Genomic DNA, 26,249 nt, shown 5'->3' on the forward strand with positions numbered 1-26,249 from the left:
TAATAAAGCGAACTCGTTTTTACTTCTTCTATATATTATCTAGTTTTGAGAGAACGAACTTCTTTCAATTAAATAGTCTGGCAATAATGGCGAGAAGGTCACACCCGTTCCCATATCGAACACGGAAGTTAAGCTTCTCAGCGCCGATGGTAGTTGGGACTTTGTCCCTGTGAGAGTAGGACGTTGCCAGGCTTTATATGGAGGATTAGCTCAGCTGGGAGAGCATCTGCCTTACAAGCAGAGGGTCGGCGGTTCGATCCCGTCATCCTCCACCATATACCTTGCCGGTGTAGCTCAATTGGTAGAGCACGACCGAATAAGCTTCCTGAATGAACTTCAGCATACTGACCGAGCTGCTACTTGAATAATCTTTCTGAGGTCAGGATGACGTTAACAAGACAGCGTATATGAATTTAATATTTTCCAAACTTTACGCCGGGGTAGCTCAATTGGTAGAGCAACTGACTTGTAATCAGTAGGTTGGGGGTTCAAGTCCTCTCGCCGGCACCATGCTTCTTACTTCTTCGAGTTACATCTGAGGATGCATACGCGAAATCCCGAAGGGAATTTAAGCATATTAAACTAGTTATTTTTTACTAAACTGAAAATGCGGGTGTGGCGGAATTGGCAGACGCACCAGACTTAGGATCTGGCGCCGCAAGGCGTGGGGGTTCGACTCCCTTCACCCGCACCAAGTTTTTTTACGAAGTAAAATAACTTATCATATATATGCGGAAGTAGTTCAGTGGTAGAACACCACCTTGCCAAGGTGGGGGTCGCGGGTTCGAATCCCGTCTTCCGCTCTCTTTTGCCGGGGTGGCGGAACTGGCAGACGCACAGGACTTAAAATCCTGCGGTAGGTGACTACCGTACCGGTTCGATTCCGGTCCTCGGCATCAAAGTTTTTTTGCGAAAGCAAAATAACTTTCATATTTCGGGAAGTAGCTCAGCTTGGTAGAGCACTTGGTTTGGGACCAAGGGGTCGCAGGTTCGAATCCTGTCTTCCCGACCATGAAGTTCTTATAGAAAATGGGGTCTTAGCTCAGCTGGGAGAGCGCCTGCTTTGCACGCAGGAGGTCAGGGGTTCGATCCCCCTAGACTCCACCAATTACTTCTTAAAATAATATAATGGCGGTGTAGCTCAGCTGGCTAGAGCGTACGGTTCATACCCGTAAGGTCGGGGGTTCGATCCCCTCCGCCGCTACCATTAGTATAAATATGGTTTACTAAAAATGGAGGAATACCCAAGTCCGGCTGAAGGGATCGGTCTTGAAAACCGACAGGCGGGTTAAACCGCGCGGGGGTTCGAATCCCTCTTCCTCCGCCATTTTTATATTCATTGGAGGGGTAGCGAAGTGGCTAAACGCGGCGGACTGTAAATCCGCTCCCTCAGGGTTCGGCGGTTCGAAACCGTCCCCCTCCACCACTTTAGGGGCATAGTTTAAAGGTAGAACTAAGGTCTCCAAAACCTTCAGTGTGGGTTCGATTCCTACTGCCCCTGCCATAATTTTTTTGATTATTAACACATGCCGATGTGGCGGAATTGGCAGACGCGCACGACTCAAAATCGTGTTCCGTGAGGAGTGTCGGTTCGACCCCGACCATCGGTACCAACTAGAATATTTATTCTGATGCGGGTGTAGTTTACTGGTAAAACCTCAGCCTTCCAAGCTGATGTAGTGGGTTCGATTCCCATCACCCGCTCCATAAGTTTTAAATTATGGGCCTATAGCTCAGCTGGTTAGAGCGCACGCCTGATAAGCGTGAGGTCGATGGTTCGAGTCCATTTAGGCCCATTAAAAAATGAATGAATCATACCGAACAGGATCCTGTTCGGTATTTTTTGTGTCTATAAACATTTATACTTCATTTTCTTTTTTGTTACGGGGAACGATACTAGGAAAATGGATTGTGGGAGGAGACCGATATGCCTGAGCTTCCGGAAATGGAGAACTATAAAAACCTGTTAAAAGACAAAATTGCGAATCAAGTTGTAACAGATGTTCAAATAAACCGTGATAAATCCATTAATATCAATCCTGACCTCTTCAAAAAAACGGTTCAGCACCAGCAAATCGTCGATATCAAACGTCGAGGAAAGCATCTCCTATTCCAGCTGAAAAATGAGCAAACACTTTTATTACACTTAATGCTGGGTGGATGGATGTTTTTCGGGACTGAATCGGAAAAACCAAACAGAACAATACAGGTCCGACTATCATTTGGACAAAATCATCTTTATTTTATAGGTCTACGGTTAGGATATTTGCATTTATATAATCAAACTCAAACAGAGGAAAAGCTGTCGGACTTAGGGCCAGAGCCATTGAATCCTGAATTTACCGTAAATGAATTTTTAAAAAGAATAGCTTCAAAACATGGCCGTTTAAAAACTACTTTACTCGATCAATCATTTATTGCTGGTATCGGGAATTGCTACTCTGCAGAGATATGCTTTCAGGCTGGGATCAAACCGACCAAGGATATTGACGACATTAATGATAGTGACCGAAGCAGACTTTATGATTCAATGAAAAATGTTCTTCAAGATGGGATTAAGCACGGTGGGTATATGGATAATCCAATCTTTAAGGGAGACACGTTAACCGGTGGGTTTAATAATCGTTGCCAGGTTTATAACCGCGAAGGTCAACCATGCTATCGGTGTGGCGCAACTATTGTTATCGAGGTGATTTCCTCTAGAAAAACTTATTATTGTCCTAATTGCCAGAGCTAAAAAACTCCTTACCGTATTAGGAATACACAAAAAAGGGCACAAACGATTTAACTTATAATCGCTTGTGCCTTTTTTATTTTGGCGTCAAAGGTGTAATTGTGTTTTTTTTAACAAATACCTATTTCCCTTTACACTTAAATGTTATATACTAAATAAAAATAAGTATAACACATTTAAAGTAATTACATATATTATATTATGTTAATAGGATAAAGGGGGTGGTGAAGATAAAACTTTCAAAGCGTCAGGACGAAATCTTGGAGATTGTAAAACAAAATGGACCAATCACAGGAAAAGAGATTGCAGACAAGTTGTCATTATCAAGAGCAGCATTAAGACCGGACTTAGCCATCTTGACCATGTCAGGCAATATCGATGCAAGGCCGCGTGTCGGTTATTTTTATAATGACAAATTTAAGGTTAAGCGCCAAGCGGAGAAAGTCCTGCATCATAGTGTCAATAATTATAAAGCGCACCCTATTGTAGTTGGTAAATCAACCTCCGTATACGATGCCATTGTCCAACTATTTTTAGAGGATGTCGGCACACTTTACGCGGTTGATTCTGATGGGCATCTAGCTGGGGTCATTTCTAGAAAGGATTTGCTCAGAGCATCATTAGGTAATCAAAATCTTTCGGAGTTACCAGTCAGCGTCATTATGACGAGAATGCCAAATATTATTACCATTTATCCGGAAGAAACCTTACTCGAGGCAGCAAAAAAAATGATCCAAAATCATATTGATTCGCTTCCTGTTGTACGAGAAGCCGACGAACAAAAGAATACATATTTGCTAGTGGGGCGAATTACGAAAACAACGATCACAAAGGCATATTTAGAAATGATGGATGAAAAATCAGACTAAGGGAGTGGCAGTAATTTTGGCAGAAAAAGAAGTGGTCTATGTGGTTTCCGACTCAGTTGGGGAAACGGCTGGGTTTGTTGTAAAAGCAGTTGCAACCCAATTTAATGGGGGCCAAGTTGATATTCGTCGTAATTCCTACGTGGAAGATTTTGAAGATATAGAGGATGTCATTCTATTAGCGATTAAGGCTAATTCAATAATTGCTTATACGATTGTTATACCAACCTTAAAAGATTATTTAGACCGCCGGGCAGCTGAAGAAGGCATCATGGCAGTTGATCTACTAAGTCCATTGATGAACGCTTTCGAAACCAAATTTAATAAGGAACCTCATCACCGGCCAGGACTAATGAGAAAACTTGATGAGGAATACTTTCGAAAAATAGAAGCGATTGAATTTGCCGTTAAGTATGATGATGGCCGTGACCCAAGAGGCATAACAAAGGCAGATATCGTTCTGATAGGTGTGTCGCGCACCTCCAAAACGCCGCTATCGATGTATTTGGCGCACAAGCGGTATAAGGTGGCCAATGTTCCGCTCGTCCCGGAAGTTCAGCCTCCGGAGGAGTTATTTCAAATACCAAGGAAGAATTGCATCGGGCTTATTATTTCACCTGATAAGTTAAATGAAATCCGCAAAGAACGTTTGAGAGCGTTGGGGTTAGCTTCACGTGCTAACTATGCCAGCTTTGAGAGAATACTAAAGGAACTAGACCATGCAGAAAAAATCATGAAGCGGGTAGGATGCCCTGTTATTGATGTCTCAAATAAAGCAGTAGAAGAAACAGCAGGCTTAATACTAGATATATTAAAAAAAGAGAGGAGCTTTTAGAGATGGAGAAATTTGTTTACTTATTTCATGAGGGAAAAGGAAATATGAGAGATTTACTTGGGGGTAAAGGGGCAAATCTTGCAGAAATGACTAGAATTGGCCTGCCAGTGCCATTTGGTTTTACCATAACGACTCAGGCTTGTAATGCTTACTATGAATCTAGCAAAACCATTCCACTAGAAGTGGAGCAACAAACACTGGAAGCACTTAGCCGCTTAGAGGAAAAAATGGGAAAAAAACTGGGTGACTCAGGAAACCCTTTATTAGTTTCAGTCCGATCTGGCTCTGTTTTTTCCATGCCAGGTATGATGGACACTATCTTAAACCTCGGAATGAACGACGAAACGGTAGCCGGTTTAGCAACATTAACCAATAATCCTCGTTTTGCTTATGATTCGTACCGCCGTTTCATTCAGATGTTTAGTAATGTAGTCTTAGAAATCGATACATTTTATTTCGAGCAATACCTAGAAGAAACACGTGAAGAGAAAGGGTATAGTACAGATCCAGAAATGTCTGCAGAAGATTGGCAGGAAGTAATTATTGGCTATAAGGCCATTGTCAAAAAGCATACAAGAAAAAATTTCCCACAGGACCCAAAACAACAGCTTTTTCTTGCGATTAACGCTGTCTTTAATTCATGGAACAATCAGCGCGCCATCGTCTATCGCCGCCTGAATAAAATCCCAGACCACCTTGGAACAGCCGTTAATATTCAAAGTATGGTGTTTGGCAATATGGGCAATGATTCTGGAACTGGTGTTGCTTTTACACGAAATCCTTCAACAGGCGAGCATGTACTGTACGGAGAATACTTAATAAACGCCCAAGGAGAAGATGTTGTTGCTGGTATTCGGACACCACAGCCCATCGCAACATTAAAGGAAGAAATGCCGGTAGTATTTAAGCAATTTACGGATACATGTAAAATTCTTGAACAGCATTATCAGGAAATGCAAGACATCGAATTCACGGTAGAACGCGGCAAGCTTTTCATCCTGCAAACCCGTAATGGGAAACGAACAGCGCAAGCAGCGATTCGAATTGCTGTTGAGATGGTTCAAGAAGGAATTATTGATAAAAAGACGGCCTTGTTGCGAGTAGACCCTGACCAATTGAATCAACTACTCCACCGCCGGATTGATGACAAATTTCAAAAAAATATTTTAGCTAAGGGATTGCCGGCATCACCGGGAGCAGCGACAGGTCAGGTAGTATTCGACGCAGATGAAGCCGAAAGTTTAGGAAATGATGGAAGAAAAGTGATCCTCGTTAGACCTGAAACAACGCCTGACGATATTCACGGTATCGTCGCCGCGCAAGCGATCTTAACTAGCCGCGGAGGAATGACCAGCCACGCTGCAGTTGTTGCACGCGGAATGGGGAAAGCTTGTATCTGTGGATGTGAGTCGTTAAAAATAGATTTACGAGCAAAACAATTTACCATAGGAGAAACGGTAGTAAATTATGGTGATATTATTACCATCGATGGTTCCACAGGGGAAATTATGCTTGGTGAAATACCAATGATTGACCCAGAACTTTCTGATGAATTCCAACTCCTTTTAGCTTGGGCTGACCAGGAGCGGAAAATTGGCGTTCGTGCGAATGCAGATAATCCGGAAGATGCAAAGAAATCCTTTGAATTTGGTGCTGGTGGTATTGGCCTATGCCGTACGGAGCATATGTTTATGGATTTGAAGCGGATTCCTATCGTCCAAAAAATGATTTTAGCGGAAAATTACAATGAAAGAATGGATGCATTAGGCCAATTGTTACCAATGCAGCAAGGCGATTTTGAAGGGATATTCGAAGCCATGCAAGGTTTCCCGGTAACCATTCGTTTACTAGATCCGCCCCTTCATGAATTTTTACCAGATAAAGAGGAACTGTTAGTAGAAGTGACAAAGCTTCAATTGACAGATCCTCAATCAGCAGACTTAAAGAAGAAAGAACAATTGCTTAAAAAGGTGCGTCAATTAGATGAATTTAATCCAATGCTCGGCCACCGCGGCTGCCGTCTTGGAATGATCTATCCTGAAATTTATGAAATGCAGGCAAAAGCCATCTTTTATGCTGCAGCAAAATTAGCTGAAAAAGGGCTGGAAGTGCAGCCTGAAATTATGATACCACTAGTTGGTCATGTAAACGAGTTAAAGCAAATGCGTCAATTAGTGATTGATGCTGCAGTTGTTGTTCAGCAAGAAACCGGTAAGTGTTTTAATTATACAATTGGTACGATGATTGAAATTCCACGTGCCGCCCTAACTGCGGATCAAATTGCAGAGGAAGCAGACTTCTTCTCTTTCGGAACCAATGATTTAACGCAAACCACGTTTGGATACAGCCGTGATGATGCAGAAGGCAAATTCCTGCAAGCGTATATTGAAACTAAAGTACTGCCGGATAATCCATTTGCTGTACTTGACCAAGATGGGGTTGGCAAATTGGTAGAAACAGGTGTGAAGCTTGGCCGTGCGACCAAACCGTCCTTAAAAACAGGGATATGCGGAGAGCATGGCGGAGAGAAAAGTTCGATTGATTTCTGTTACAGAACGGGTCTAGATTATGTCAGCTGCTCGCCATATCGTGTGCCGCTTGCCCGCTTAGCTGCCGCACAGGCAACCATTCGTCATGATCTAAATAAAAAAGAGGTATATACGACGGCTTAATAGAATAAGGAAGGGGATGTGTGTGTCGTGCACCATCCTCTTTCTTTTGCTCAAGGATGATATCATTGTTTTCAGCAAATACTATAAAAAAATGTAAAAGGGGATTAGTATGGGGGCAATTGAACGAAGTGGATACCGATTTGTACCAGAATATAGTGTCATCCAACAAAATGGAGCGATTCATGTGTATAATCGAGAGAGCTTTATTGAAGAAATCCAATTTCAGTTTTCCGGAAAATATCCTGAACTGGATCAAATCGAGGAATTAGTGGATGCATATTGTAATAAACATAATATTTAAAGAACGCTTGTTCGATAATTTGATTAATGCTATAATGAACATGCAATAGCATAGTTTTCTCAAGGGTGGACGGCACATCTCCTAATAGAAAGGGGGTGATGCTTTTGACAGTTTTTCAGGCATTGATGTTTAGCTTATCGTTTGCTAGTCTCATTGTCACGATTCTGTCCTTCCACAAAAAAAAATAATCCACCCTTGAGCCGGCAAGCAGAAGCGGTGGATTATGGTCCGTAACGCCGATCCCCAAAAAGGAAAGCAGCTATTGCATGACCGAGCCGTATTTGTCGTCATGCTCGGTCTTTTTTACTATACGATAATCTATACTCACATTATACATAACTTTGAGAAAAAAGGAAAATCAAATTTTCTAGGAGGGATGAGAATGAATAAATTAACATCTATTTACCCTCAAGCGATTGAACAGACAAAAGTCAAAATCTATGAAGATATCGATCGATACCTTGAAACCAAAGAGTCTCTGCCATCTTTCGAACAGTATTTAGTTGATCGTGGTCATTATAGTGAGCAAATATGGGTAAATGTCTGGTTGAACAAAGTAACAAACGATGTGCCTAAGAACGAAAAAAAGCAATTTTTAAGTGAACAAGGATTTGAAGTTCAAGGCATTGATCGGAAGCTCCTCAATAAACTTTTTCGTGATGAAATGAGAACCTATTTACCTTTTAATGCTATGGAATGGCTTCGAAAACAATTTGAAGCTCAGAAGGAAAAGTGGACTCACCGCTATCATGTTGCCAAGGAGAACTTCGTAAAGCGGGAGGAGCAGAAAAAACTAGAAGCTCGGAAGCACTCGATTCAGACGGAAATAGAAGATGTAGCTGTTGGTATCTTGGAAGATCAATACGAGCTCTTTTATTTATATGTTCGATACTTTGCAGCCAAACAGCTCGATGCTGACATAAAAAATAATGTAAAGTTCCAATCGGTTGATACCTTTGCCCTTGAAGAAAAATTGGTCGACCAGGGTGCATTTAATCCGTCTTCCTATACAACAGTTGCCACCTTTTTTGAGGAGCTAACAGGAGATATTCATAAAACCTTGCATTGGGGAAGGAGCTTCTATGAATATCAAACGTATTTTTTTGTCTATGAAAGCCTAATTTCCGATTATTTATCAGACCTAATACCACAGAAAGTACTGGAACAACTTCCGGAGGAACTTAAGGAAGATTTTTATGAAACCTTTCATGAAAAATTATCAGCATCCTTTGTTAAAGGAAGCATCGCACAGCCTTTATACGATGTAGAGAGTTATTTTATTGAAGATATTCAGCAGGAATATCTTATAGATTTATTAAAATTAGCAGAGATTCCGTTCGACGAGAAGATTCATTGGGAAATTTTTGAGAAGGATTACGAGGAACGGGAAGTAAAGAAAAAAGCGGAGCAGGAAGAATTGCAGCGCAAAAAAGAGGCAGAAGAACGGATGATGCGGGATATTTTTGGGGAAGAGTATGACCCTTCGTTAAGGATGAATGTCCGCTATGTTCTGCATATTGGCGAAACTAATACCGGAAAAACCCATCATGCGCTTGAAAAAATGAAGGAGGCGGCCAATGGTTTATATTTAGCACCGCTTCGCTTATTAGCGCTCGAGGTTTACGACAAATTAAATGCTGAAGGAATACCTTGTTCATTAAAAACAGGAGAAGAAGAAAAAATTGTTGCCGGTGCCGAGCATATCTCGTGTACCGTCGAAATGTTTCATGAAAAAGAGTATTACGAGGTTGTGGTTATTGACGAAGCACAAATGTTAACAGACAAGGACCGCGGTTTTGCCTGGTATAAAGCGATCACCAAGGCAAATGCAGCGGAGGTCCATATCATTGGCAGCCGTAATGCCAGAACCATGGTACTGCAATTATTAGGTGATGCTAATATTGAAATTCATGAATATAGCCGCGACACACCGCTGGAAGTGGAAAAGAAAGAGTTTAACATCAAACACGTTAAAAAAGGTGATGCCCTGATCTGTTTTTCAAGAAGACGCGTGCTTGAAACGGCCTCAAGGCTGCAAAATGATGGCCATTCCGTCAGCATGATTTACGGGAGTATGCCTCCAGAAACGAGGAAAAAACAGATTGAGCAGTTTAATACAGGAAAGACCAAGGTGATTGTCGCGACAGATGCCATAGGAATGGGATTAAATCTGCCAATCCGCCGAATTGTTTTTCTGGAAAATGACAAGTTTGATGGCACAAGAAGAAGGCTGTTAACTTCACAAGAAGTGAAGCAAATTGCCGGTCGTGCAGGTCGGAAAGGGATTTATGATGTCGGCAAAGTCGCTTTCACGAGTGATATTAAGAAAATGCGAAATTTATTGGAGCAGGAAGATGAACCGGTTCATACCTTTGCCATCGCTCCAACCAATTCTGTTTTTGAACGCTTTCAACGTTATTATCATGACTTGGGAACATTTTTTGAACTATGGGATAAATTTGAAAGTCCAAAGGGAACGAAAAAGGCCTCATTGTCAGAAGAAAAGTCTCTATATCATCTGGTTGCTGGGACTGAAGTGGAAGCTCGGCTTTCATTAATGGACTTATATGGATTTTTACACCTGCCTTTTTCAAAAAATGAATCATTGTTAACCAGACAATGGGAAGATACAATGTACGCCCTCATTGAAGGAAGAGAGCTCCCGGAGCCAGGTGTAAGGGAGAGAAGCTTGGAAGATTTGGAATTAAGCTATAAAGCAATTGGGTTGCACTTGTTATTTTTATATAGGTTAGGTCAGCGAACAGAAGCGATTTATTGGGAACGTCTTCGTGAGGAAGTGAGTGACCGGGTCCAAGATCGGCTTAAAACGGATATAAGAAAGTTTGTTAAAAAGTGCAAAACCTGCGGTAAAAAGCTGCCATGGGATCATAGCTTTCCAACCTGTGATGCTTGTCATGCAGCCAAGTATAAACGATATCGATATGGTGATGACTATTAAATCATGATAACGTAAATAGACTGTGAATTAATGAAATAACTAGACGCTAAATTAATCAGTACAGGGCGATGAACCTGAGTTCTTTTTGAGCTCGGGTTTAATTTGCAATAATCTGTAAAGAAAGGGATACACTCATAAAAAAAAGGAAGGCTGGAATTTGGTTTGATTAGATTAGTTAAAAATACTGTGATTATATTAACAACGATGGTTATTTCCATAACCCCCTACACACAGGTGAAGGCAATGTCTGGTTATGGAAATATGTCTCAGCAACTTAATCAAATCATTATGAAAGATCCGGTCTTACAAGGGGCCATTGCCGGAATAAGTGTCAGGTCTGCCGCAAACGGTACAATCCTATATGATTACCAAGGTGATGTCCGCCTACGGCCTGCTTCTAACATGAAACTATTGACAGCTGCCGCAGCTCTCAAGGTACTGGGTGAAAACTATACCTTTGCCACAGAAGTACAGACAGATGCAAAGGAAATCAAGAAAACCATTCATGGAAATCTATATTTAAAAGGAAATGGCGACCCGACATTACTTAAAGATGATTTTGACAATATGGCAATGGCGATTGAAAAACTCGGTGTAAAAAAAATAAAAGGAAATTTGGTAGCTGATGATTCCCGTTACGATCATGTTCGCTATTCACTCGATATGCCATGGAGTGACGAATCAACCTACTACGGTGCCCAAATTTCCGCTCTAACGGTCTCTCCAACAAAAGACTACGACTCAGGCTCCATTAAGATAAAGGTGAAACCCGGATCGAAAATCGGCGAAAAGGCTAAAGTAACGGTTACCCCGCAAAGTAATTACGTAAAAATTATTAACCGAACCGTAACACTAGCTGAAGATGGAAAAAAAAAGATGAAGATTGAACGGGAACATTCGAAAAATACAGTAACAATCGAAGGAACTCTTCCACTCAAAACTAAAGCAGTAAAGGAATGGATTGGGGTTTGGGAGCCAACCCGTTTTGCGGCAACACTTTTTAGACAAGCATTAGCTGATCATGGGATTACTGTTACAGGAAAAATTAAAACAGGTACAGTCCCAGAACAGGCAAAACTATTAACCAAACATCAATCTATGCCTTTATCGGAATTGCTTGTTCCATTTATGAAACTCAGTAATAATGTCCACGCCGAAATGTTAATCAAGGAAATGGGTATGGTGAAAGAAGGAGAAGGCAGCTGGGAAAAGGGGTTAGCGGTTTTGAAATCAGAAGTGGCAGAGTTAGGGATAAACCCGAATACGATGGTGATAAGGGATGGGTCCGGCATCTCACACGTTGATTGTATTCCCGCCAATCAACTTTCTTTAGCTTTATTTTCAGTCCAGAAGGAAAAATGGTTTCCAGTCTATTTACATGCACTTCCAGTCGCAGGTAATCCTGAAAAAATGGTTGGTGGTTCGTTAAGAAAACGCATGAAGGGTCCGAGTACGGCAGGAAAGGTAAAAGCAAAGACAGGTACCATTTCAACCGTTACTTCCTTATCTGGATATGTGAATACGAAAAGTGGGCAAACCATGATATTTTCCATCCTGCTAAATAACATGCTGGATGAAACAAAAGGGAAAAAAATTGAGGATACCCTAGTGACTATTTTAGCTAATCAATAATTTAAAAAATCAATAACCTTCTATCGTATAGAAAGCGCAGCTGGTGCAAAAAATATCCCTTATTATAGTGTACGGATGGGAAGGGAATAACTTATGATTTTCGGCAGTCATGTTAGCATTAAAGATGGATATTTAGGTGCTGCAAAAAGAGCGGTTGCTAATCAGGCATCCGCTTTTCAATATTTTCCGAAAAACCCAAGAAGCCTGACAATCAAGGATTTCGATCAAGAAGATGCGAAAAGCTGTAAGGATTTCTGTTTAGACCATCAGCTTTGTTCGGTTGCCCATACCCCGTATTCTACGAGTATCACCCCCTCAAAAGACAAACATGATCTAACGATTGCCTCTCTTCTTAATGATTTAGAAATAACGGACGCCTGCGGTTCGATTGGGGTAGTTGTCCATTATGGCAGTCAAATCAGTAAAATAGATCCGCTTGCTAGTTATCATTTAATGTTAGACATACTTAACAGTGTTCTTAGCCAGTGGAACGGCAGCTCTTTAATTCTAATAGAAAATAATGCAGGGACGAAGGGAGCACTTGGCACAACCATCGAAGAACTCGTCCAGATTCGAAATTTACTTGAGTATCCTGAGAAATTAGGCTTTTGCTTGGACACTTGTCATGCGTATGCAAGTAGTCTTTGGAATGGGGAAAATACCGAGGAGTTAATTGAAAAGGGTGAAGGCTTAGGGTATTGGGAACATTTAAAAGCAATTCACTTGAATAATTCCAAATATCCAACAGGCTCCAAGAAGGACCGTCATGCCAATATTTTTAATAACAGCAATGGATATATCAACGCGGAACAGTTGGAACAACTTGTTAAGTCACCTGTTTTGGCAGGAATCCCGTTAATCTTAGAAACACCTGATGATGAGGGGGTTAGCCACAAAGAGGAAATCAAAATGCTGAAACAAAAATGGGAAAAGTAGTTTCTTGAAAATTTTAAGTATTAATTTTACTATTAAAATAATGAATATATATAATAGCCTTTGTATTGAGGGAGTAGGGAAATATGTATAAAAAGCAGGGACAACTTTTGTCAGAGCGTTTTGAGGTAGCCTTCAATCAGGTTCATGATGCCTTAAGGGCTATCGTTCAAATAAATGATGAGAGATTCGTAGTATTAGTGAAAGTTGGGGCAAAAAAATATCAAATTATCGATACGTTTAAAAAAGATTTAGAGCAATATGCGAGGCTGAGAAATGCGATCGTCCATGAAAAAATGGAGGTGGGATTTTATATTGCTGAGCCGAATGCCAAGGATGTTCATCATATTGAAAAAATTGCCGATGTGTTAAACCGCCCTAATTACGCCCTAAGCATCGCTACCAAAAAGGTTGTTTATTTTGACCATCTGGACAGCATCTTACATGTGATGGATGCGATTAAGAAGTACGGTTATTCTAAATTCCCAATCTATAAAAATAATAATTGTATCGGCCTTTTGACTGCTGGCACCATCATGAAATGGATGGTGCAGAATATGGAAAACGGCATGGTAAATCTATCAAATATTCTTGTTGCTGACATCATGGAGTTTGAAAAAGAACATTCGCTTGAGATTGTTGCGAAAGATTTGAATATTTTTGAAATAGAAAATATTTTTGAAAAAGCCCATAAAAAGAAACGTAAAATCGAAGGCGTGATCATAACTGAAAACGGAAAAATGGATGAAGTTCCCTTAGGGATCATCACTGCCTGGGATCTGATTCAAATTGATTATACAATTGATTAAACTTGGGGAAGGCGGAAGTCCATTATTTAGACTCGACCAACCCCAAGCCCTTTCTATATGGTTTAACGATAAAAAAACGCATGGCAAATCACCATGCGTTTTAGGTTATTTAATTAAAAGTCAAACTCGCTTAATTGGTCCATGTGGCTGGCAATCATGGCAATTATGGTAGACGCTTCTTCTTTGCTAAAAATAAAGTGGGATTCGTCCTTGATCAATTCATCATCAGTGGTCCAAATACGGTTAACTCGTTTTAGCACACCATCACCAGTTTCCTGCACAACCCCAAACTGATAAGTTACCTCCACTTCGTCTTCGTGCTTGAAAGCAGTCACTTCAGGTGTGGACCAGTCAACGTCAATTTCCTCAAAAATATCATCTTCATTAATTTGTTCCGCTTCATAATATTCTTCGTCTATGTCGTCTTCAGTGGTCTCGCAGTCTTCCTCATCAAATACTTCTTCTGACTGAAGATAGACCCCATCATCAGTATAATGGTCATCGCCATTGATGTAGTCATGGAGGCTTGCATGCACTTCATCGATAATCTCCTCAATATCTGAAAGGATGATTTTCGCCGTGTGTCCGCTGTCAACATCGAAGCTATCGACGTAAAACTCTTCATTCTGCGGATCAAAGAAAAGTGTGCAGAAAAAATCACGATCGAGCTCTTCTGTATCAACATCTGCAGTGTCTACAAAGAACTCAATCCTTGGATGTTTGGCAGCTCTTTCAATGGTCATTTGACCAACTTGATCATATTCTTCACAAATTGACTCTAGGTGATCTTGCAATTCAGCACATACTCTGTCAAACCATTCTAACGACATCAAACATCCCATCCTCTCAAGGTTATCGGGGTTATTATTTCCAACCATCAACTATTTATGTTTATATTTACATTATTATGGAGGAAATCACTATCCAAGAGAAAAGAAATAAACCTTTAGTAAACTTCGATGAGCACATTGTATTGGTTTTTAACTTCTTTATGATACTATGTAGTAACTTACCAATGAATAACGAGGTGTAAATATGAAAATTGAAGTTTGGTCTGACTATGTTTGTCCGTTTTGTTATATTGGAAAACGCCGCTTAGAACTGGCGTTAGAACAATTTCCACATAAAGAGCAGGTTGAGGTAGAATTCAAGGCCTTCGAACTAGATCCTAATTCCCCTACATATAATGGGGAAAGTATTCATGAGGTATTGGCTAATAAGTATCGAATGAGTGTTGAACAGGCAAAACAAGCCAATCAAAATGTTGGAAACCAAGCCGCAACTGTCGGTTTAACGTATAATTTTGATGGTATGAAGCCAACCAATACATTTGATGCCCACCGCTTAGCGAAGTTTGCTAAAACGAAAGGGAAAGCTGCGGTCGTTTCTGAAAATTTATTGCAGGCTTATTTTACTGAGGCAAAAAATATTGGGGATTTTGACACATTGGCAGACATTGCTGAAGCCTCAGGATTAAACCGCCAAGAGGTATTAAATATCCTTCATGACAAAACCGCTTTTGCCAATGAAGTCCGTGCTGACGAGGCAATAGCCCAGCAATACCAAATTGGCGGGGTACCGTATTTTATCATTAACTCAAAGTATGCCATATCTGGCGCACAACCACTGGAAACATTCATGGGTGCCTTACACAAGGTTTGGGAGGAAGAAGCACCTAAACCGATGTTTCAGGATCTGTCAACCGAGCAGGATGTCAGCTGTACGGATGGAAACTGTATAATTCCTGAAAAAGACTAGATGGGGTATAAGGTTATAATAAAAATGGGAAAGGCCCATTAGATCCTTTCCCATTTTTATTGGATTACCACGTTTCTATGGGTCTTCTTCTAACTCGATATTCCCACATATTTCCACCATACCAACAGATTTTTGTCTGGGTTTTCCCATTTACAGAGTTTTGCCATTGGGAGTTTCGACAGTCATTTGCATGTTTTACTGATGAATGGTTTGATGGTAATTGGTCTGAGCCATGATCCCCCGAGGATAATTTACTTGAAGATGACTCTTGGGGGTGGTGAACATGGGACCCTAACATAAAATCCCAGAAGTTTCCTCCTCTTACCTCTTCTGCCTCATTTTGAAATCCTCCTGTCGAAGATTCACTCATACTTGTGCACCTCCTTACAAGCTAGAAAAGAGAATAACAATAACCTGCCTAACCTTCACTCTTCTTTTACCAATTTACGTATAAAAGGCTGTCCAAGTTTGGGACAAAAGCCTACCAATATGAAAAAAAGGTGACAATAGTGGAAATGGTGCCTGACACCAATTATAGAAAAGGTTCAAACTTGCCGACAATTTTAGCGAAATCTGCCAAGAATGCCAATGCACTTCTAGTAAAACACTAATGCTAAAAAGGGGTGCTTAACAGTGAAAGATACTCTCAATTCTAAAGTAATTTCGGTCTTAGAAGACAAAATTAAATTAATTAAAACGGATAAAGGCGCCATCTACTTGGTAGGCCCCATCCGTCTACCGGTAAATTTGTATGGGGAAACGGTTGTTTTTAAATGGTATTGTTGGCTAAATTGTGATGAAGTAACAGAGGATTTTCAAAAAATCATTGAAAAATTATCTTCGGCCAATTTAGCGGAATTCCAGCAATCCAGCGTCCTCGCTTACGGGGACTTTGAATATGGGGATGATGCGATTATCCGTTTTCACTCCATTTGCCATACAGGAGATATCTTTGGAAGTAAGCGGTGTGATTGCGGCTTTCAATTAAAGCAATCCATGAAGATGATTGCAGACCACGGAATTGGAGCATTATTTTACTTAGCGAACCATGAAGGAAGGGGAATTGGTTTATTCAGTAAGGCAATGGCCTATATTCTGCAAGAGAACGGCTACGACACAGTGGAGGCCAATGAAGCACTTGGATTTGTAGATGACTCCAGGAATTATGGAGATGCGATTCGTGTCCTTAAAGCATTACGGTCTAAACCAGTTACTCTAATCACGAACAATCCTAAAAAGCTCCAAGCATTAAAGAATGCTGGTTTAGAGGTTTCAGGCAGAGAATCTCTATGGGGGGATATATCAGAATACAATGAGAAGTATTTGAAAACTAAAATCAATAAGTCTGGTCATTTGAACGATGATGGGACTTGTTGTAATGATTAAAAGTTCACAATAAGAGCAATAAATGTGCAGGGCTAATCTTTAGATAAAGATTAGTCTTTTTGTTTTGAAAACGCTTACCAACAAAGGAAGGATATTATCATTTTTTATCGAATTATAAAAATGTAAGTTTATTCCACGTGAAAGAGGGCGAACGGATGTCTCTTGATCCACAAACGAAAATGTTACTTGATTATTTAGCTTCTTTGGGTACGCCGCCATTAGAAACTTTAACACCAGAGTTGGCAAGGAAAGCATTTCAGCTTCCTAAAAGTGAAATCGAGCCAGTCGGCAATTTAGAGGACCGGACTATCCCTGGACCAGAGGGTGATATTCCTATTCGAGTCTATTATCCAAAAGAGGCAGAAGCCAACTGCCCGGCACTTGTTTATTTCCACGGCGGCGGCTGGGTGGTCGGCAACCTAGAAACACATGATAATATTTGCAGGGCTTTAACAAACCTTGCAAACTGTGTAACGATTTCTGTTGATTATAGATTAGCACCCGAGCATAAATTCCCAGCGGCTGTTTATGATTGCTATGCTGCAGTCGAATATGTGTCTGCAAATCCAGAAGAGTTTCAAGTAGACCCTGGTAGAATTGCCGTTGGAGGGGATAGCGCAGGGGGGAATCTTGCGGCAGTAATATCAAATTTGGCAAAAGACAAGCAAAAACCAGCGATTTGCTTCCAATTACTCCTCTATCCAGCAACAAACATTTGGGGTGAACCAACTCCGTCGATGCTTGAAAATGCAGAAGGCTACTTTTTAACCCAAGGGACAATGGAATGGTTCCTTAACTGCTATTCGAACGGGGAAGAAGAGGATAAGGGTAATCCGCTCTTAGCTCCTATTCTCTATGAAAAATTCACCGGTTTGCACCCGGCACTTGTTATTACGGCTGAACATGATCCGCTCCGAGATGAAGGAGAGCTTTATGCAAGGAAACTTCAGGAGGCCGGGGTGAAGGCAGAATTGGTCCGCTACGATGGGACCATTCATGGTTTCATGAGCATGGCTTCTGTTATTGCACTTGGAAAAGAAGCACTGGAAAAATCAGGTCAAGCACTAAAAGAAGTGTTTTATCAAACAAAAAGCCCTATCAAATAACTCATCTTTTTGAAAATATATGCTTGGCTTGCATATGTTGTTTTGAAAGTGCTTCGAGGAAAAAAGGGAACGACGGTAAAATTATTATATGAATTTTCAAATCATAATAAGGAGTGGATTACATGTTTTCACCACTAACCCCACTTGATTGGAAACGGAGAGCGATCAAGTATTATCCGAAAAAGATCGCAGTAATTGATGGTGATAAAGAATTTACATACGAAGAATTTGGACAACGTGCCGACCAGCTTTCAACTGCCCTGCATCATGCAGGAATTCAAGAAGGAAATCATGTAGCAGTGATGCTGCCAAACACCCATTACATGTTGGAATGTTTCTATGGAATTTGTCAGCTTGGTGCAGTCATGGTGCCCTTGAATTATCGATTATCTGCAAAAGATTTGGAATATATTATCAAACACAGCGATGCAAAAATGTTAATTGTGGATGAGGAGTTCACGAAGCCAATTGAGGAAATCGTCCATAATCTAGCATTGGATGATATTATAATTGTCCGGGTTCCTGGACACGAGACTACATTAAAAGGTGTAGATTATGAAGATTTTCTTCATCATACAGCAGAAAAATCCGATTTTCCTGTGGTTGAAATCGATGAAAACCAGCTGCTAACGTTGAATTACACTAGCGGAACCACTTCACATCCGAAGGGTGTCATGCTGAGCCATCGTAGTAACTATATGAATGCGGCTAATTTTATGTATCACTTGGGAGTAAACTGTGATGATGTATATCTTCATACATTGCCAATGTTTCATGCTAATGGCTGGGGCGGGGTCTGGGCAATTACAGCAGCAGGTGGTACCCATGTTTGCTTACGCAAGGTTGATCCACCAGTAATCCTTGATTTATTTGAAAACAAGGAGATTTCATTGCTTTGCGGAGCACCAACCGTGGTAAATATGCTGGTAAATGAACCTAAAGCAAAAGAAATAAAAGTGAAGACGCACCCGCGTATGGCGACAGCCGGTGCACCGCCAGCAGCCGCATTAATTCAGAAAGCGCAGGAGATCTTGGGCTTAAAGATGATTCATGTTTACGGTTTGACAGAAACCTCACCATTTATCCTTTATTGTGAATGGAAAAAAGAGTTTGATGCAAAATCTGCTGATGATCAAGCAACGATTAAGGCAAGACAAGGGATTGAACTCGCTTTTAATGGGGAAACAAAGGTCGTTCGACAGAACGGAGAAGAAGTGGCCTGGAATGGAAGAGAGCTCGGTGAAATCGTGACCCGTGGAAATGTCGTCATGTCAGGTTATTATAAAGACCCCCAAAATACGGCAGCAGCGATTAAGGATGGCTGGTTTCATTCAGGAGATTTAGCGGTCACCCATCCGGATGGGTATATTGAAATCCAAGATCGTGCCAAGGATTTGATTATTTCTGGCGGGGAAAATATTTCTTCAACTGAGGTAGAAGGTGTGTTATATAAGCATCCTGCTGTATTGGAAACGGCAGTTATTTCCATTCCAGATCAAAGATGGGGCGAGGTGCCAAAGGCTATTATTGTACTGAAACCAGGAGAAGTGGTGACGGAAGATGAGATCATTCAATTTTGCCGAAGCAACATGGCCCACTTTAAAGCACCTAAAACAGTCGAATTTGTGGAGGCGCTGCCAAAAACAGCAACTGGTAAACTACAAAAATATCGTCTCCGTGAAATGTATTGGAAGGGGCCCAAGAAAGTAAATTAAGGATTAAAAAAAAGGCAATGATTTTACAAGAAAAATCACTGCCTTTTTTTAATTTATTCTTTTATGATTTCTTTCGTGCTTCTTACTGTATCAATTGGGCGCACCAATCTTTCAATTTGTTCGCGTTTAGGTTCAAGGAATGGTGGTAAGGATAACTTCTCTCCAAGTGTTTCATATGGTTCGTCACCCATAAATCCAGGTCCGTCAGTGGCAAACTCGAATAGAATTTGGGGCGCTACACGAACGTATAAGGAACCAAAGAAGTAACGGTCAACAAAACCTGAAGTTTGAAAACCAAAGCCTTCCATTCTTCGAATCCATTCTTCCAATACAGAGCGGTCCTCCACACGGAATGCAGCATGATGAACAGTACCAAATCCTTGTCGTACAGGAGGAAGAATCGCGTTATACTCGACTACAACCTGAGCCCCGTTGCCGCCTTCACCGACTTCAAATAAATGGAACGATCCTTCATGGGCAATTTCCTTAAACATGAGGACTTTTTCCATCATTTCCTTAAAATAATCAAAATTCGCCACCCTTACAAAAATCGGTCCTAGTGCTGTAATTGCAAATTCCAATGGAATCGGTCCTTTTTGCCATGGAGTTCCGGCAGCAACACCTTCGTTATTTTCATCTGAAATTAATTGATAATGTTGATCATCAAAATCTACAAATGACAATGTTTTTTTTCCAAACTGTTCTTTTATGCCAGTATGTTTGACTTCTAAACGGTCAAACCGCTTAACCCAGTATTCTAATGCCGTATTACTTGGCACACGGAAGGATGTTTTAAAAATTTCATTTGTACCATGAACACCTTTAGGAATCCCAGGAAAATCGAAAAAGGTCATATCAGTACCAGGATTACCGGTATCGTCGGCAAAAAATAAATGGTAAGTTTGAATATCATCTTGGTTAACGGTTTTCTTAACAAGCCTCATCCCTAATATATAAGTGAAAAAGTGATAGTTTTTTTCGGCACTGCTCGTAATCGCCGTAACATGGTGAATACCTTTTAGTTGATTCATCTATATACACTCCTATAAGTCTATTTAGTAATTCTTATTGTTCCAATTTTAGGATAAACCACTCAAGGATTATCTCAAGATAATTTATCTTTAATTCGAGATAAATATATCATGAATAGGATTGGTTGTCAAAAACGAAATCGCCAACGGTTCTTAAAGTTTTCACAATTAGAGGCTTATTAATGATGTAAATCACAATCTAATAAAATTTTAAGTGTTAAATTATTAATAAAGTTTCTCAATTAAACAGTTACATTAAGGAGAATATCACTATGAGTGAATTTATTAATAATCGTGAAAAACTGATTCCTATTTATACAGATCGCATAACAATCATAAAACAAACCTTTCAGGACCTCCATAATGGCAGAAACCTTGATGAGGTAAAGGCACATTTTGATGCTTTTGTTGGCAGTATAACCATCGCAGAGATCACGCAGCTTCAGCAGGATTTTGCTGAAGAAGGAAGCATTCCTGAAGGGGAGCTAATGCAAATCTACCATCAGCACTCCGACATTTTTAACGGCAAGATAGAAGAAGAGCCTCGAGCCGGAAGGCCGGAAGAGCAGCCGGGCCACCCTGTACACACATTTAAATTGGAAAATCGGGAAATCGAAAAATTACTTGAATCAAAGTTAGAGATACATTTAGAACAGTTTATAAAGGAAGATTCTACTGACCAAATTTATCAGCTGATCGAGGACATCAACCTGCTTCTAGATATTGATAAGCACTACAGCCGGAAAGAAAATTTAATTTTCCCTTATCTTGAGAGATACGGGATCCATGGGCCAACCACTAACATGTGGAGAATTAATGATTTTATCCGTGATGCCATTAAAGATGCTAAAAAAAATCTACTTCACTATAAAGGCGGCAAACAAGCAGTAATCGACGTCCTTCAGTTCGTCATTCGAGAAGTAACTGGGATGATCTATAAAGAGGAAAACATCCTCTTCCCAATGGCAATAAAAAATTTCACAGAAGATGAGTGGGTGAAAATTGCCCATGAGAGTGATGAAATTGGCTATTGCTTAATTGCTCCTGCTCAAGAATGGAAGCCTGAAAGAAAGGGACTAGATGAGAAGGCGTTGACAGAAGGATTTATTAAGATGGAAACCGGAATTTTATCATTAAAACAACTAGAGTTAATGTTGAACCATTTACCTATCGATATTACTTTCATAGATCATGATGATGTGGTTCGTTACTTTTCACATGGTAAAGAAAGAATCTTTGCCCGAACGAAAGCGATTATTGGCCGCACAGTCCAGAACTGTCATCCTCCACGGAGCGTCCATGTTGTTGAGGACCTTCTCAGAGACTTTAAAGCTGGAAAAAAAGACTCAGAAGAGTTCTGGATACAGTTTAAGGATAAATATGTTATATTCGCTACTTTGCTGTTCGTGATGAAGACGGTGCTTATATTGGTACCATGGAATTTACGCAAAATATTGCTCCTATCAAAATGATTGATGGAGAAAAAAGAATTCTATCATAAGAAAATTCGCCTTTTACACCGATTCAACAGGTGTGGAAGGCGTTTTTTATTTTTTGTGAAAATATGACAATAACAGCCATTTTCTAGTGGTTCACACTTTTTCTGTCGATAAAAAAGCCTCAATCCTTCACTAAACTGTAACAGGTTGACCGGGAAAAAGGAAAAAATCGGAGATAATAAAGGTATAAGTACTACAAAATTTACCTACACGTACTAATGGCTGAAAAAATGAAGAGGAGGAGGTAGACGATGAAAAAGCAAAAGTGGATTGCACTACTGTTGGCTGGTGGAAAAGGAACAAGATTAAATCTGCTTACCAAAACGCTGGTGAAACCTGCCGTACCGTTTAGGGGGAAGTATCGCATTATTGACTTTGCTTTAAGTAATTGCCGGAATTCAGGAATTGAGACGGTAGGGATTTTGACACAATACAGGCCGTATGAGCTGCATGCTCATCTTGGCCGCTGTAATGATGGGAATTATTATAACCGTTATGGCGGACTTACGATTCTCCCGCCCTATCAGCGTAGTGATTCAGGGGTAGAATGGTACGAAGGAACCGCACATGCTGTATATCAAAACATTGAATTTATTGAACAATATAATCCTGAAAATGTCTTAGTAGTTTCGGGTGATCAAATATACAAAATGGATTATTCAATCATGTTAAAGCAGCATATCGAGACAAATGCAAATTGCACAATTGCCGTGGTGGAAGTTCCTTGGGCGGATGCCAATCGTTTTGGGCTGATGAGGATGGATCCGACGACTTATAGAATAACAAGTTTTGAAGAAAAACCGAAAAAACCGACTTCGAATTTAGCGTCTATGGGCATTTATATATTTAAATGGCCGATTCTAAGAGAATATTTACGTCGTGAAGAATTGAAGGAATTTAGCAATAGGGATTTTGGGAAGGATATTATCCCTTCGATGTTAAGTGATGGTTTACAGCTTTATGCCTATTATTTCAATAATTACTGGAGGGATGTTGGCACTATTCATAGTTATTGGGAAGCAAACTTGGATCTATTAACAAGTGAAAAAAATATTTTTTTACAAGATCCAGAGTGGAGAATTCATACCGCCCATTATGACGAGCCTCCTTTATACTTTGATACGCAGGCAAAGATGTATCAAAGTATTGTGAGCGACGGCTGTGAAATTTACGGGACCATTGAACATTCCGTTTTATTTAGTGGCGTAAAGGTAGGTAAAGGGGCGCGGATTAAGAATTCCGTCATCCTGCCTCAGACCGTTATTGGAGAAAATGTTTGGATTGAAAATGCTGTTGTTGGAAGTCAAACACAAATTATGGACGGGGTCATCATCGTTTCTAAGAATGCCGATGCTCATTTAATGGTCGTCGGTCATAATGAAATGATTGATCCAGAATTGCAAGAATTTCCCCTTACAAACAAGGTAATCTCTGTGGTATCCTAATTTTAAAGAAGGTGTGTGAATCTTGGAATCACATACCTTCTTTATTTTTTGAAATAAAAGAAATATTTTGTTTTTAACTCGTAAAATGGTAAACTATTAAAAATAATCTTACTAGAGGAGTTTGCAAAATGATAAAAGCGATTTTTTTTGATTTAGATGATACACTTCTATGGGACCAGAAGAGTGTGAAGGAGGCCTTTGCTGCTACGTGTAAGGTGGCCGAGGAGCGTTATGGTGTAGATTCAGAGCAATTTGAAGAGGCTGTACGTGAGGCGGCAAGAACCATTTATTCGGCCTATGAATTTTATCCCTTTACACAAATGATAGGGATTAATCCGTTTGAGGGACTATGGGGTAATTTTTCTGATGAAAATCTTGAGGATTTTAAAAAAATGAAGGTGACCGTACCAAATTACAGAAGAGATGCTTGGACTGCTGGGTTAAAGAAGATGGGTATCGATGATCCTGAGTTTGGTTATGAGTTAGCAGAGCGTTTCCCTGCGGAGCGCAGAAAGAGCCCGTTTGTATACGAAGAAACGTTTGAAATTCTCGATTCTTTAAAAGGAAACTACAAGCTTCTCCTTTTAACAAATGGTTCACCAGAACTGCAAAACACGAAATTAGAAATCACTCCAGAGCTTGTTCCTTATTTTGACCAAATTGTTATTTCTGGTGATTTTGGTAGAGGAAAACCTGATCCGTCTATATTTGAACATGCTTTATCCCTCATGGAATTACAAAAAGATGAAGTGATTATGGTAGGGGATAATTTGATGACCGATGTACTTGGGGCAAATCGCGCCGGCATCAAAACCGTATGGATTAACCGTCATGACAAGGAGCGCAATGAAGTGATTCCTACTTATGAAATTAAGCATTTGGAAGAACTTTTTCCTATCTTAGCTGAATTAAAGGGAAAATAAACCAGTTATTTTTTGTAACTTTCCCCCCTTTTTCTACGACTATTTAGCTGATACTAAAAATAAATCGTAGAAAAAGGGGATTAATATAAATGAAAAAGAAATTGCTACTTGTCATCGGTTCGGTGCTGCTCGCAAGTTTTTTGTCCGGGTGTGGTGCAGGTGATAAAACTAATGCAAGTTGGGAAGTCAGCAAAAGTGTACCTCCTAAACAAAATGAAATTGCTGCTGCGTTCCTTCCGCAAATAGTCCTAAGAGACGATAATGGAAAAATATTAGTCCGCTATACCGTGAAAAATATCTCTGGAGAACCTAAGAAACTAACGTTTCGTACGGGGTTAGAGGCCGATTTTATTGTCTATGATGCTTCGGGGAAAAAGGTTAAACAATATTCCGATGAAGTGATGTCCACTCAAGTGATTAAAGAGATGACGATAGAAAATAATCAAACCATCACCAAGAATTTTACCATTACCGATTTGCCTAATGGGAAGTATAGGCTTGAGGTGTTCTTGACCGCTAAGGAAGAAGAAGCAAAGGCTGTTACGGATTTAATCATTAAGAATTCTTCTCCAAATGGGCAGCAGGCAAGTCAGTAAATTATCAACTCCACTCCGGTGGAGTTTTTTTGTGACCTATTCATTTATTTAGTTGTAATCCGTTATAATTATGATTATTTAGTTCATTGACATGAGGTGTTGGCTATTGGAATTAAGACAACTGAAATTATTTTCTGAAGTGGCAAAACATAAAAGTATTACCAAAGCTGCCGAAGCGATGCATTTGTCGCAGCCTGCTTTAAGTAAGTCGATTATGGCGCTTGAAGAGGAACTCGGCATGACCTTAATCATTCGCACCAATAAAACGAGTGATTTAACCGATGCAGGCAGAGTGGTGCTTGACTATGCACAAAAGATGAATGGTCTGTTAGATGAAATGAAAACCACCCTAAACGATATGACCAATTTAACAAGAGGGCAGATTAATATTGGACTTCCTCCGTTTATTGGCAGCTTGTTTTTCCCAAGAGTAATGGCAAAGTTTCACCATACCTACCCTAATATTGAACTCAATATCACCGAATATGGCGGTGCAAGGGTCGTAAAGAGTGTAGAAGAAGGGGAATTTGAACTCGGTGTTGCCGTCTTGCCAATTGATGAACAACTCTTCGATATTTACCCCATTGTGGAAGAGGAAATGAAGCTGTTAGTTTACAAAGACCACCGATTGGCGAAGCGAAAAGTAGTCGATATAGAGGAATTGAAGGATGAGGAATTCATCTTTTATCACGAGGAGTTTGCCCTCAATCAAATAATGAGGAACCATTGTATCGCGGCAGGTTTTGAACCTAAAATTTTGTTTAAAAGCTCTCAATGGGATCTTATGACAGAGATGGTGGCGGCAAACCTTGGAATTACCATCCTTCCACATTCTATCTGTAACCGGGTTTTTAATAGCGAGATTGAGGTGATTGACCTCAAACAAAAAATTCTATGGCGGTTGGCAGTGCTTACAAAAAAAACTCGGTATATCTCGAAAGCAGGCAAGACCTTTATTGATTTTATTTTAAAAGATCCATTATAACTTTTGGTTATGGAATTAATTCGTAATATGTATTTTACGAATGATAAGAATGAGCGTAGGATTA

General features: G+C 40.1%; 20 protein-coding genes, 14 tRNA genes, 1 rRNA gene and 1 pseudogene. 33 read left to right on the plus strand and 3 right to left on the minus strand.

All coding sequences use genetic code 11. The features are described 5' to 3' along the window. Positions 1–76: 76 nt before the first annotated feature. The 24 genes from rrf to AAHB15_RS27280 all read left to right on the plus strand — a co-directional run bounded on the left by rrf (position 77) and on the right by AAHB15_RS27280 (position 13,741). Positions 77–192, plus strand: a 5S ribosomal RNA gene (rrf, locus tag AAHB15_RS27165). Between the two features lie 7 nt (positions 193–199). Next, a tRNA-Val gene (locus AAHB15_RS27170) sits at positions 200–275 on the plus strand. A 159-nt stretch (positions 276–434) separates the two neighbouring features. Next, positions 435–510: transfer RNA gene (locus AAHB15_RS27175), tRNA-Thr, on the plus strand. A gap of 99 nt (positions 511–609) precedes the next feature. Beyond that, positions 610–694: transfer RNA gene (locus tag AAHB15_RS27180), tRNA-Leu, on the plus strand. A gap of 37 nt (positions 695–731) precedes the next feature. Continuing rightward, positions 732–803 (plus strand) — tRNA-Gly (locus AAHB15_RS27185). 7 nt (positions 804–810) lie between these two features. Continuing rightward, a tRNA-Leu gene (locus AAHB15_RS27190) sits at positions 811–896 on the plus strand. 39 nt (positions 897–935) lie between these two features. Next, positions 936–1,012 (plus strand) — tRNA-Pro (locus AAHB15_RS27195). Positions 1,013–1,031: 19 nt separating this feature from the next. Beyond that, a tRNA-Ala gene (locus tag AAHB15_RS27200) sits at positions 1,032–1,107 on the plus strand. Positions 1,108–1,130: 23 nt separating this feature from the next. Continuing rightward, positions 1,131–1,207, plus strand: a tRNA-Met gene (locus tag AAHB15_RS27205). A 27-nt stretch (positions 1,208–1,234) separates the two neighbouring features. After that, positions 1,235–1,327: transfer RNA gene (locus AAHB15_RS27210), tRNA-Ser, on the plus strand. A 14-nt stretch (positions 1,328–1,341) separates the two neighbouring features. After that, positions 1,342–1,426: transfer RNA gene (locus AAHB15_RS27215), tRNA-Tyr, on the plus strand. Positions 1,427–1,430: 4 nt separating this feature from the next. Continuing rightward, a tRNA-Trp gene (locus tag AAHB15_RS27220) sits at positions 1,431–1,504 on the plus strand. Positions 1,505–1,528: 24 nt separating this feature from the next. Then, positions 1,529–1,613: transfer RNA gene (locus AAHB15_RS27225), tRNA-Leu, on the plus strand. Between the two features lie 20 nt (positions 1,614–1,633). Continuing rightward, positions 1,634–1,707, plus strand: a tRNA-Gly gene (locus AAHB15_RS27230). A gap of 15 nt (positions 1,708–1,722) precedes the next feature. Then, a tRNA-Ile gene (locus tag AAHB15_RS27235) sits at positions 1,723–1,796 on the plus strand. Between the two features lie 131 nt (positions 1,797–1,927). Further along, complete coding sequence (gene mutM / locus AAHB15_RS27240; RefSeq protein WP_342043698.1) at positions 1,928–2,737, plus strand: bifunctional DNA-formamidopyrimidine glycosylase/DNA-(apurinic or apyrimidinic site) lyase; 810 nt, start codon at positions 1,928–1,930, stop codon at positions 2,735–2,737. Between the two features lie 218 nt (positions 2,738–2,955). Beyond that, entirely contained in the window at positions 2,956–3,603 is a 648-nt protein-coding gene (locus AAHB15_RS27245) for a helix-turn-helix transcriptional regulator (RefSeq protein WP_186446674.1), read from the plus strand. 16 nt (positions 3,604–3,619) lie between these two features. Next, a complete protein-coding gene (locus tag AAHB15_RS27250) occupies positions 3,620–4,435 on the plus strand; it encodes a pyruvate, water dikinase regulatory protein (RefSeq protein WP_335574583.1) in 816 nt (271 codons plus the stop codon). A gap of 2 nt (positions 4,436–4,437) precedes the next feature. Then, the gene (gene ppdK / locus AAHB15_RS27255) at positions 4,438–7,107 is read left to right on the plus strand and encodes a pyruvate, phosphate dikinase (RefSeq protein ID WP_342043699.1); all 2,670 of its coding nucleotides are present in this window, start codon (positions 4,438–4,440) and stop codon (positions 7,105–7,107) included. Positions 7,108–7,216: 109 nt separating this feature from the next. Next, positions 7,217–7,408: a YbxH family protein gene (locus AAHB15_RS27260; protein ID WP_098531889.1), complete on the plus strand. Its 192-nt coding sequence runs from the start codon at positions 7,217–7,219 to the stop codon at positions 7,406–7,408. Between the two features lie 382 nt (positions 7,409–7,790). Continuing rightward, entirely contained in the window at positions 7,791–10,367 is a 2,577-nt protein-coding gene (locus tag AAHB15_RS27265) for a DEAD/DEAH box helicase (RefSeq protein WP_335574553.1), read from the plus strand. Positions 10,368–10,529: 162 nt separating this feature from the next. Next, entirely contained in the window at positions 10,530–11,999 is a 1,470-nt protein-coding gene (gene dacB, locus AAHB15_RS27270; protein WP_342043700.1) for a D-alanyl-D-alanine carboxypeptidase/D-alanyl-D-alanine endopeptidase, read from the plus strand. Positions 12,000–12,092: 93 nt separating this feature from the next. After that, positions 12,093–12,935, plus strand: coding sequence for a deoxyribonuclease IV (locus AAHB15_RS27275; protein ID WP_335574555.1), 843 nt, complete (start codon positions 12,093–12,095; stop codon positions 12,933–12,935). A gap of 83 nt (positions 12,936–13,018) precedes the next feature. Further along, on the plus strand, positions 13,019–13,741 hold the full coding sequence (locus AAHB15_RS27280; protein ID WP_342043701.1) for a CBS domain-containing protein: 723 nt from the start codon (positions 13,019–13,021) through the stop codon (positions 13,739–13,741). 113 nt (positions 13,742–13,854) lie between these two features. On the opposite strand, the gene AAHB15_RS27285 is transcribed toward AAHB15_RS27280, so the two are convergent. Then, on the minus strand, positions 13,855–14,571 hold the full coding sequence (locus tag AAHB15_RS27285) for a hypothetical protein (protein WP_335574557.1): 717 nt from the start codon (positions 14,569–14,571) through the stop codon (positions 13,855–13,857). Between the two features lie 205 nt (positions 14,572–14,776). On the opposite strand from AAHB15_RS27285, the gene AAHB15_RS27290 reads away from it, so the two are divergent. Beyond that, positions 14,777–15,499 carry a DsbA family oxidoreductase gene (locus AAHB15_RS27290; protein WP_335574558.1) on the plus strand — a complete coding sequence of 241 codons (723 nt, stop codon included), beginning with the start codon at positions 14,777–14,779 and terminating at the stop codon, positions 15,497–15,499. Between the two features lie 64 nt (positions 15,500–15,563). Here AAHB15_RS27290 and AAHB15_RS27295 read toward each other — a convergent pair whose 3' ends face one another. Next, positions 15,564–15,869: a hypothetical protein gene (locus AAHB15_RS27295; protein ID WP_342043702.1), complete on the minus strand. Its 306-nt coding sequence runs from the start codon at positions 15,867–15,869 to the stop codon at positions 15,564–15,566. A 263-nt stretch (positions 15,870–16,132) separates the two neighbouring features. Here AAHB15_RS27295 and AAHB15_RS27300 point away from each other — a divergent pair, with 263 nt between their 5' ends. The 3 genes from AAHB15_RS27300 (at position 16,133) to AAHB15_RS27310 (ending at position 19,706) form a co-directional block, all read left to right on the plus strand. Further along, positions 16,133–16,885: a GTP cyclohydrolase II gene (locus AAHB15_RS27300; protein ID WP_335574560.1), complete on the plus strand. Its 753-nt coding sequence runs from the start codon at positions 16,133–16,135 to the stop codon at positions 16,883–16,885. A 155-nt stretch (positions 16,886–17,040) separates the two neighbouring features. Continuing rightward, positions 17,041–17,991, plus strand: coding sequence for an alpha/beta hydrolase (locus AAHB15_RS27305; RefSeq protein WP_335574561.1), 951 nt, complete (start codon positions 17,041–17,043; stop codon positions 17,989–17,991). 122 nt (positions 17,992–18,113) lie between these two features. Then, positions 18,114–19,706: a long-chain-fatty-acid--CoA ligase gene (locus AAHB15_RS27310; protein WP_335574562.1), complete on the plus strand. Its 1,593-nt coding sequence runs from the start codon at positions 18,114–18,116 to the stop codon at positions 19,704–19,706. Between the two features lie 53 nt (positions 19,707–19,759). Here AAHB15_RS27310 and AAHB15_RS27315 read toward each other — a convergent pair whose 3' ends face one another. Next, the gene (locus AAHB15_RS27315) at positions 19,760–20,737 is read right to left on the minus strand and encodes a ring-cleaving dioxygenase (protein ID WP_342043703.1); all 978 of its coding nucleotides are present in this window, start codon (positions 20,735–20,737) and stop codon (positions 19,760–19,762) included. 272 nt (positions 20,738–21,009) lie between these two features. On the opposite strand from AAHB15_RS27315, the pseudogene AAHB15_RS27320 reads away from it, so the two are divergent. The 5 genes and pseudogenes from AAHB15_RS27320 (at position 21,010) to AAHB15_RS27340 (ending at position 26,185) form a co-directional block, all read left to right on the plus strand. After that, positions 21,010–22,238: pseudogene (locus tag AAHB15_RS27320) on the plus strand (DUF438 domain-containing protein). A 249-nt stretch (positions 22,239–22,487) separates the two neighbouring features. Beyond that, positions 22,488–23,681 carry a glucose-1-phosphate adenylyltransferase gene (locus tag AAHB15_RS27325; RefSeq protein ID WP_342043704.1) on the plus strand — a complete coding sequence of 398 codons (1,194 nt, stop codon included), beginning with the start codon at positions 22,488–22,490 and terminating at the stop codon, positions 23,679–23,681. 128 nt (positions 23,682–23,809) lie between these two features. Then, positions 23,810–24,604 carry an HAD family hydrolase gene (locus AAHB15_RS27330; protein ID WP_144568640.1) on the plus strand — a complete coding sequence of 265 codons (795 nt, stop codon included), beginning with the start codon at positions 23,810–23,812 and terminating at the stop codon, positions 24,602–24,604. Between the two features lie 89 nt (positions 24,605–24,693). Beyond that, positions 24,694–25,200 carry a BsuPI-related putative proteinase inhibitor gene (locus tag AAHB15_RS27335; protein ID WP_335574566.1) on the plus strand — a complete coding sequence of 169 codons (507 nt, stop codon included), beginning with the start codon at positions 24,694–24,696 and terminating at the stop codon, positions 25,198–25,200. 106 nt (positions 25,201–25,306) lie between these two features. Continuing rightward, positions 25,307–26,185 (plus strand): LysR family transcriptional regulator, encoded by an 879-nt coding sequence (locus AAHB15_RS27340; RefSeq protein WP_335574567.1) that lies wholly within the window; start codon positions 25,307–25,309, stop codon positions 26,183–26,185. Positions 26,186–26,249 lie beyond the last annotated feature (64 nt).

Origin of the sequence: Bacillus sp. OTU2372, from assembly GCF_038440275.1 — a bacterium.
GTDB classification, from domain to species: Bacteria; Bacillota; Bacilli; order Bacillales; family Cytobacillaceae; genus Neobacillus; species Neobacillus bataviensis_B.

Coding starts and splice junctions, on each gene's coding strand:
- mutM (WP_342043698.1), top strand. CDS start 1,928: ATGCCTGAGCTTCCGGAAATGGAGAACTATAAAAACCTGTTAAAAGAC.
- ppdK (WP_342043699.1), top strand. CDS start 4,438: ATGGAGAAATTTGTTTACTTATTTCATGAGGGAAAAGGAAATATGAGA.
- AAHB15_RS27260 (WP_098531889.1), top strand. CDS start 7,217: ATGGGGGCAATTGAACGAAGTGGATACCGATTTGTACCAGAATATAGT.
- AAHB15_RS27265 (WP_335574553.1), top strand. CDS start 7,791: ATGAATAAATTAACATCTATTTACCCTCAAGCGATTGAACAGACAAAA.
- AAHB15_RS27275 (WP_335574555.1), top strand. CDS start 12,093: ATGATTTTCGGCAGTCATGTTAGCATTAAAGATGGATATTTAGGTGCT.
- AAHB15_RS27280 (WP_342043701.1), top strand. CDS start 13,019: ATGTATAAAAAGCAGGGACAACTTTTGTCAGAGCGTTTTGAGGTAGCC.
- AAHB15_RS27285 (WP_335574557.1), bottom strand. CDS start 14,571: ATGTCGTTAGAATGGTTTGACAGAGTATGTGCTGAATTGCAAGATCAC.
- AAHB15_RS27290 (WP_335574558.1), top strand. CDS start 14,777: ATGAAAATTGAAGTTTGGTCTGACTATGTTTGTCCGTTTTGTTATATT.
- AAHB15_RS27295 (WP_342043702.1), bottom strand. CDS start 15,869: ATGAGTGAATCTTCGACAGGAGGATTTCAAAATGAGGCAGAAGAGGTA.
- AAHB15_RS27305 (WP_335574561.1), top strand. CDS start 17,041: ATGTCTCTTGATCCACAAACGAAAATGTTACTTGATTATTTAGCTTCT.
- AAHB15_RS27310 (WP_335574562.1), top strand. CDS start 18,114: ATGTTTTCACCACTAACCCCACTTGATTGGAAACGGAGAGCGATCAAG.
- AAHB15_RS27315 (WP_342043703.1), bottom strand. CDS start 20,737: ATGAATCAACTAAAAGGTATTCACCATGTTACGGCGATTACGAGCAGT.
- AAHB15_RS27325 (WP_342043704.1), top strand. CDS start 22,488: ATGAAAAAGCAAAAGTGGATTGCACTACTGTTGGCTGGTGGAAAAGGA.
- AAHB15_RS27330 (WP_144568640.1), top strand. CDS start 23,810: ATGATAAAAGCGATTTTTTTTGATTTAGATGATACACTTCTATGGGAC.
- AAHB15_RS27335 (WP_335574566.1), top strand. CDS start 24,694: ATGAAAAAGAAATTGCTACTTGTCATCGGTTCGGTGCTGCTCGCAAGT.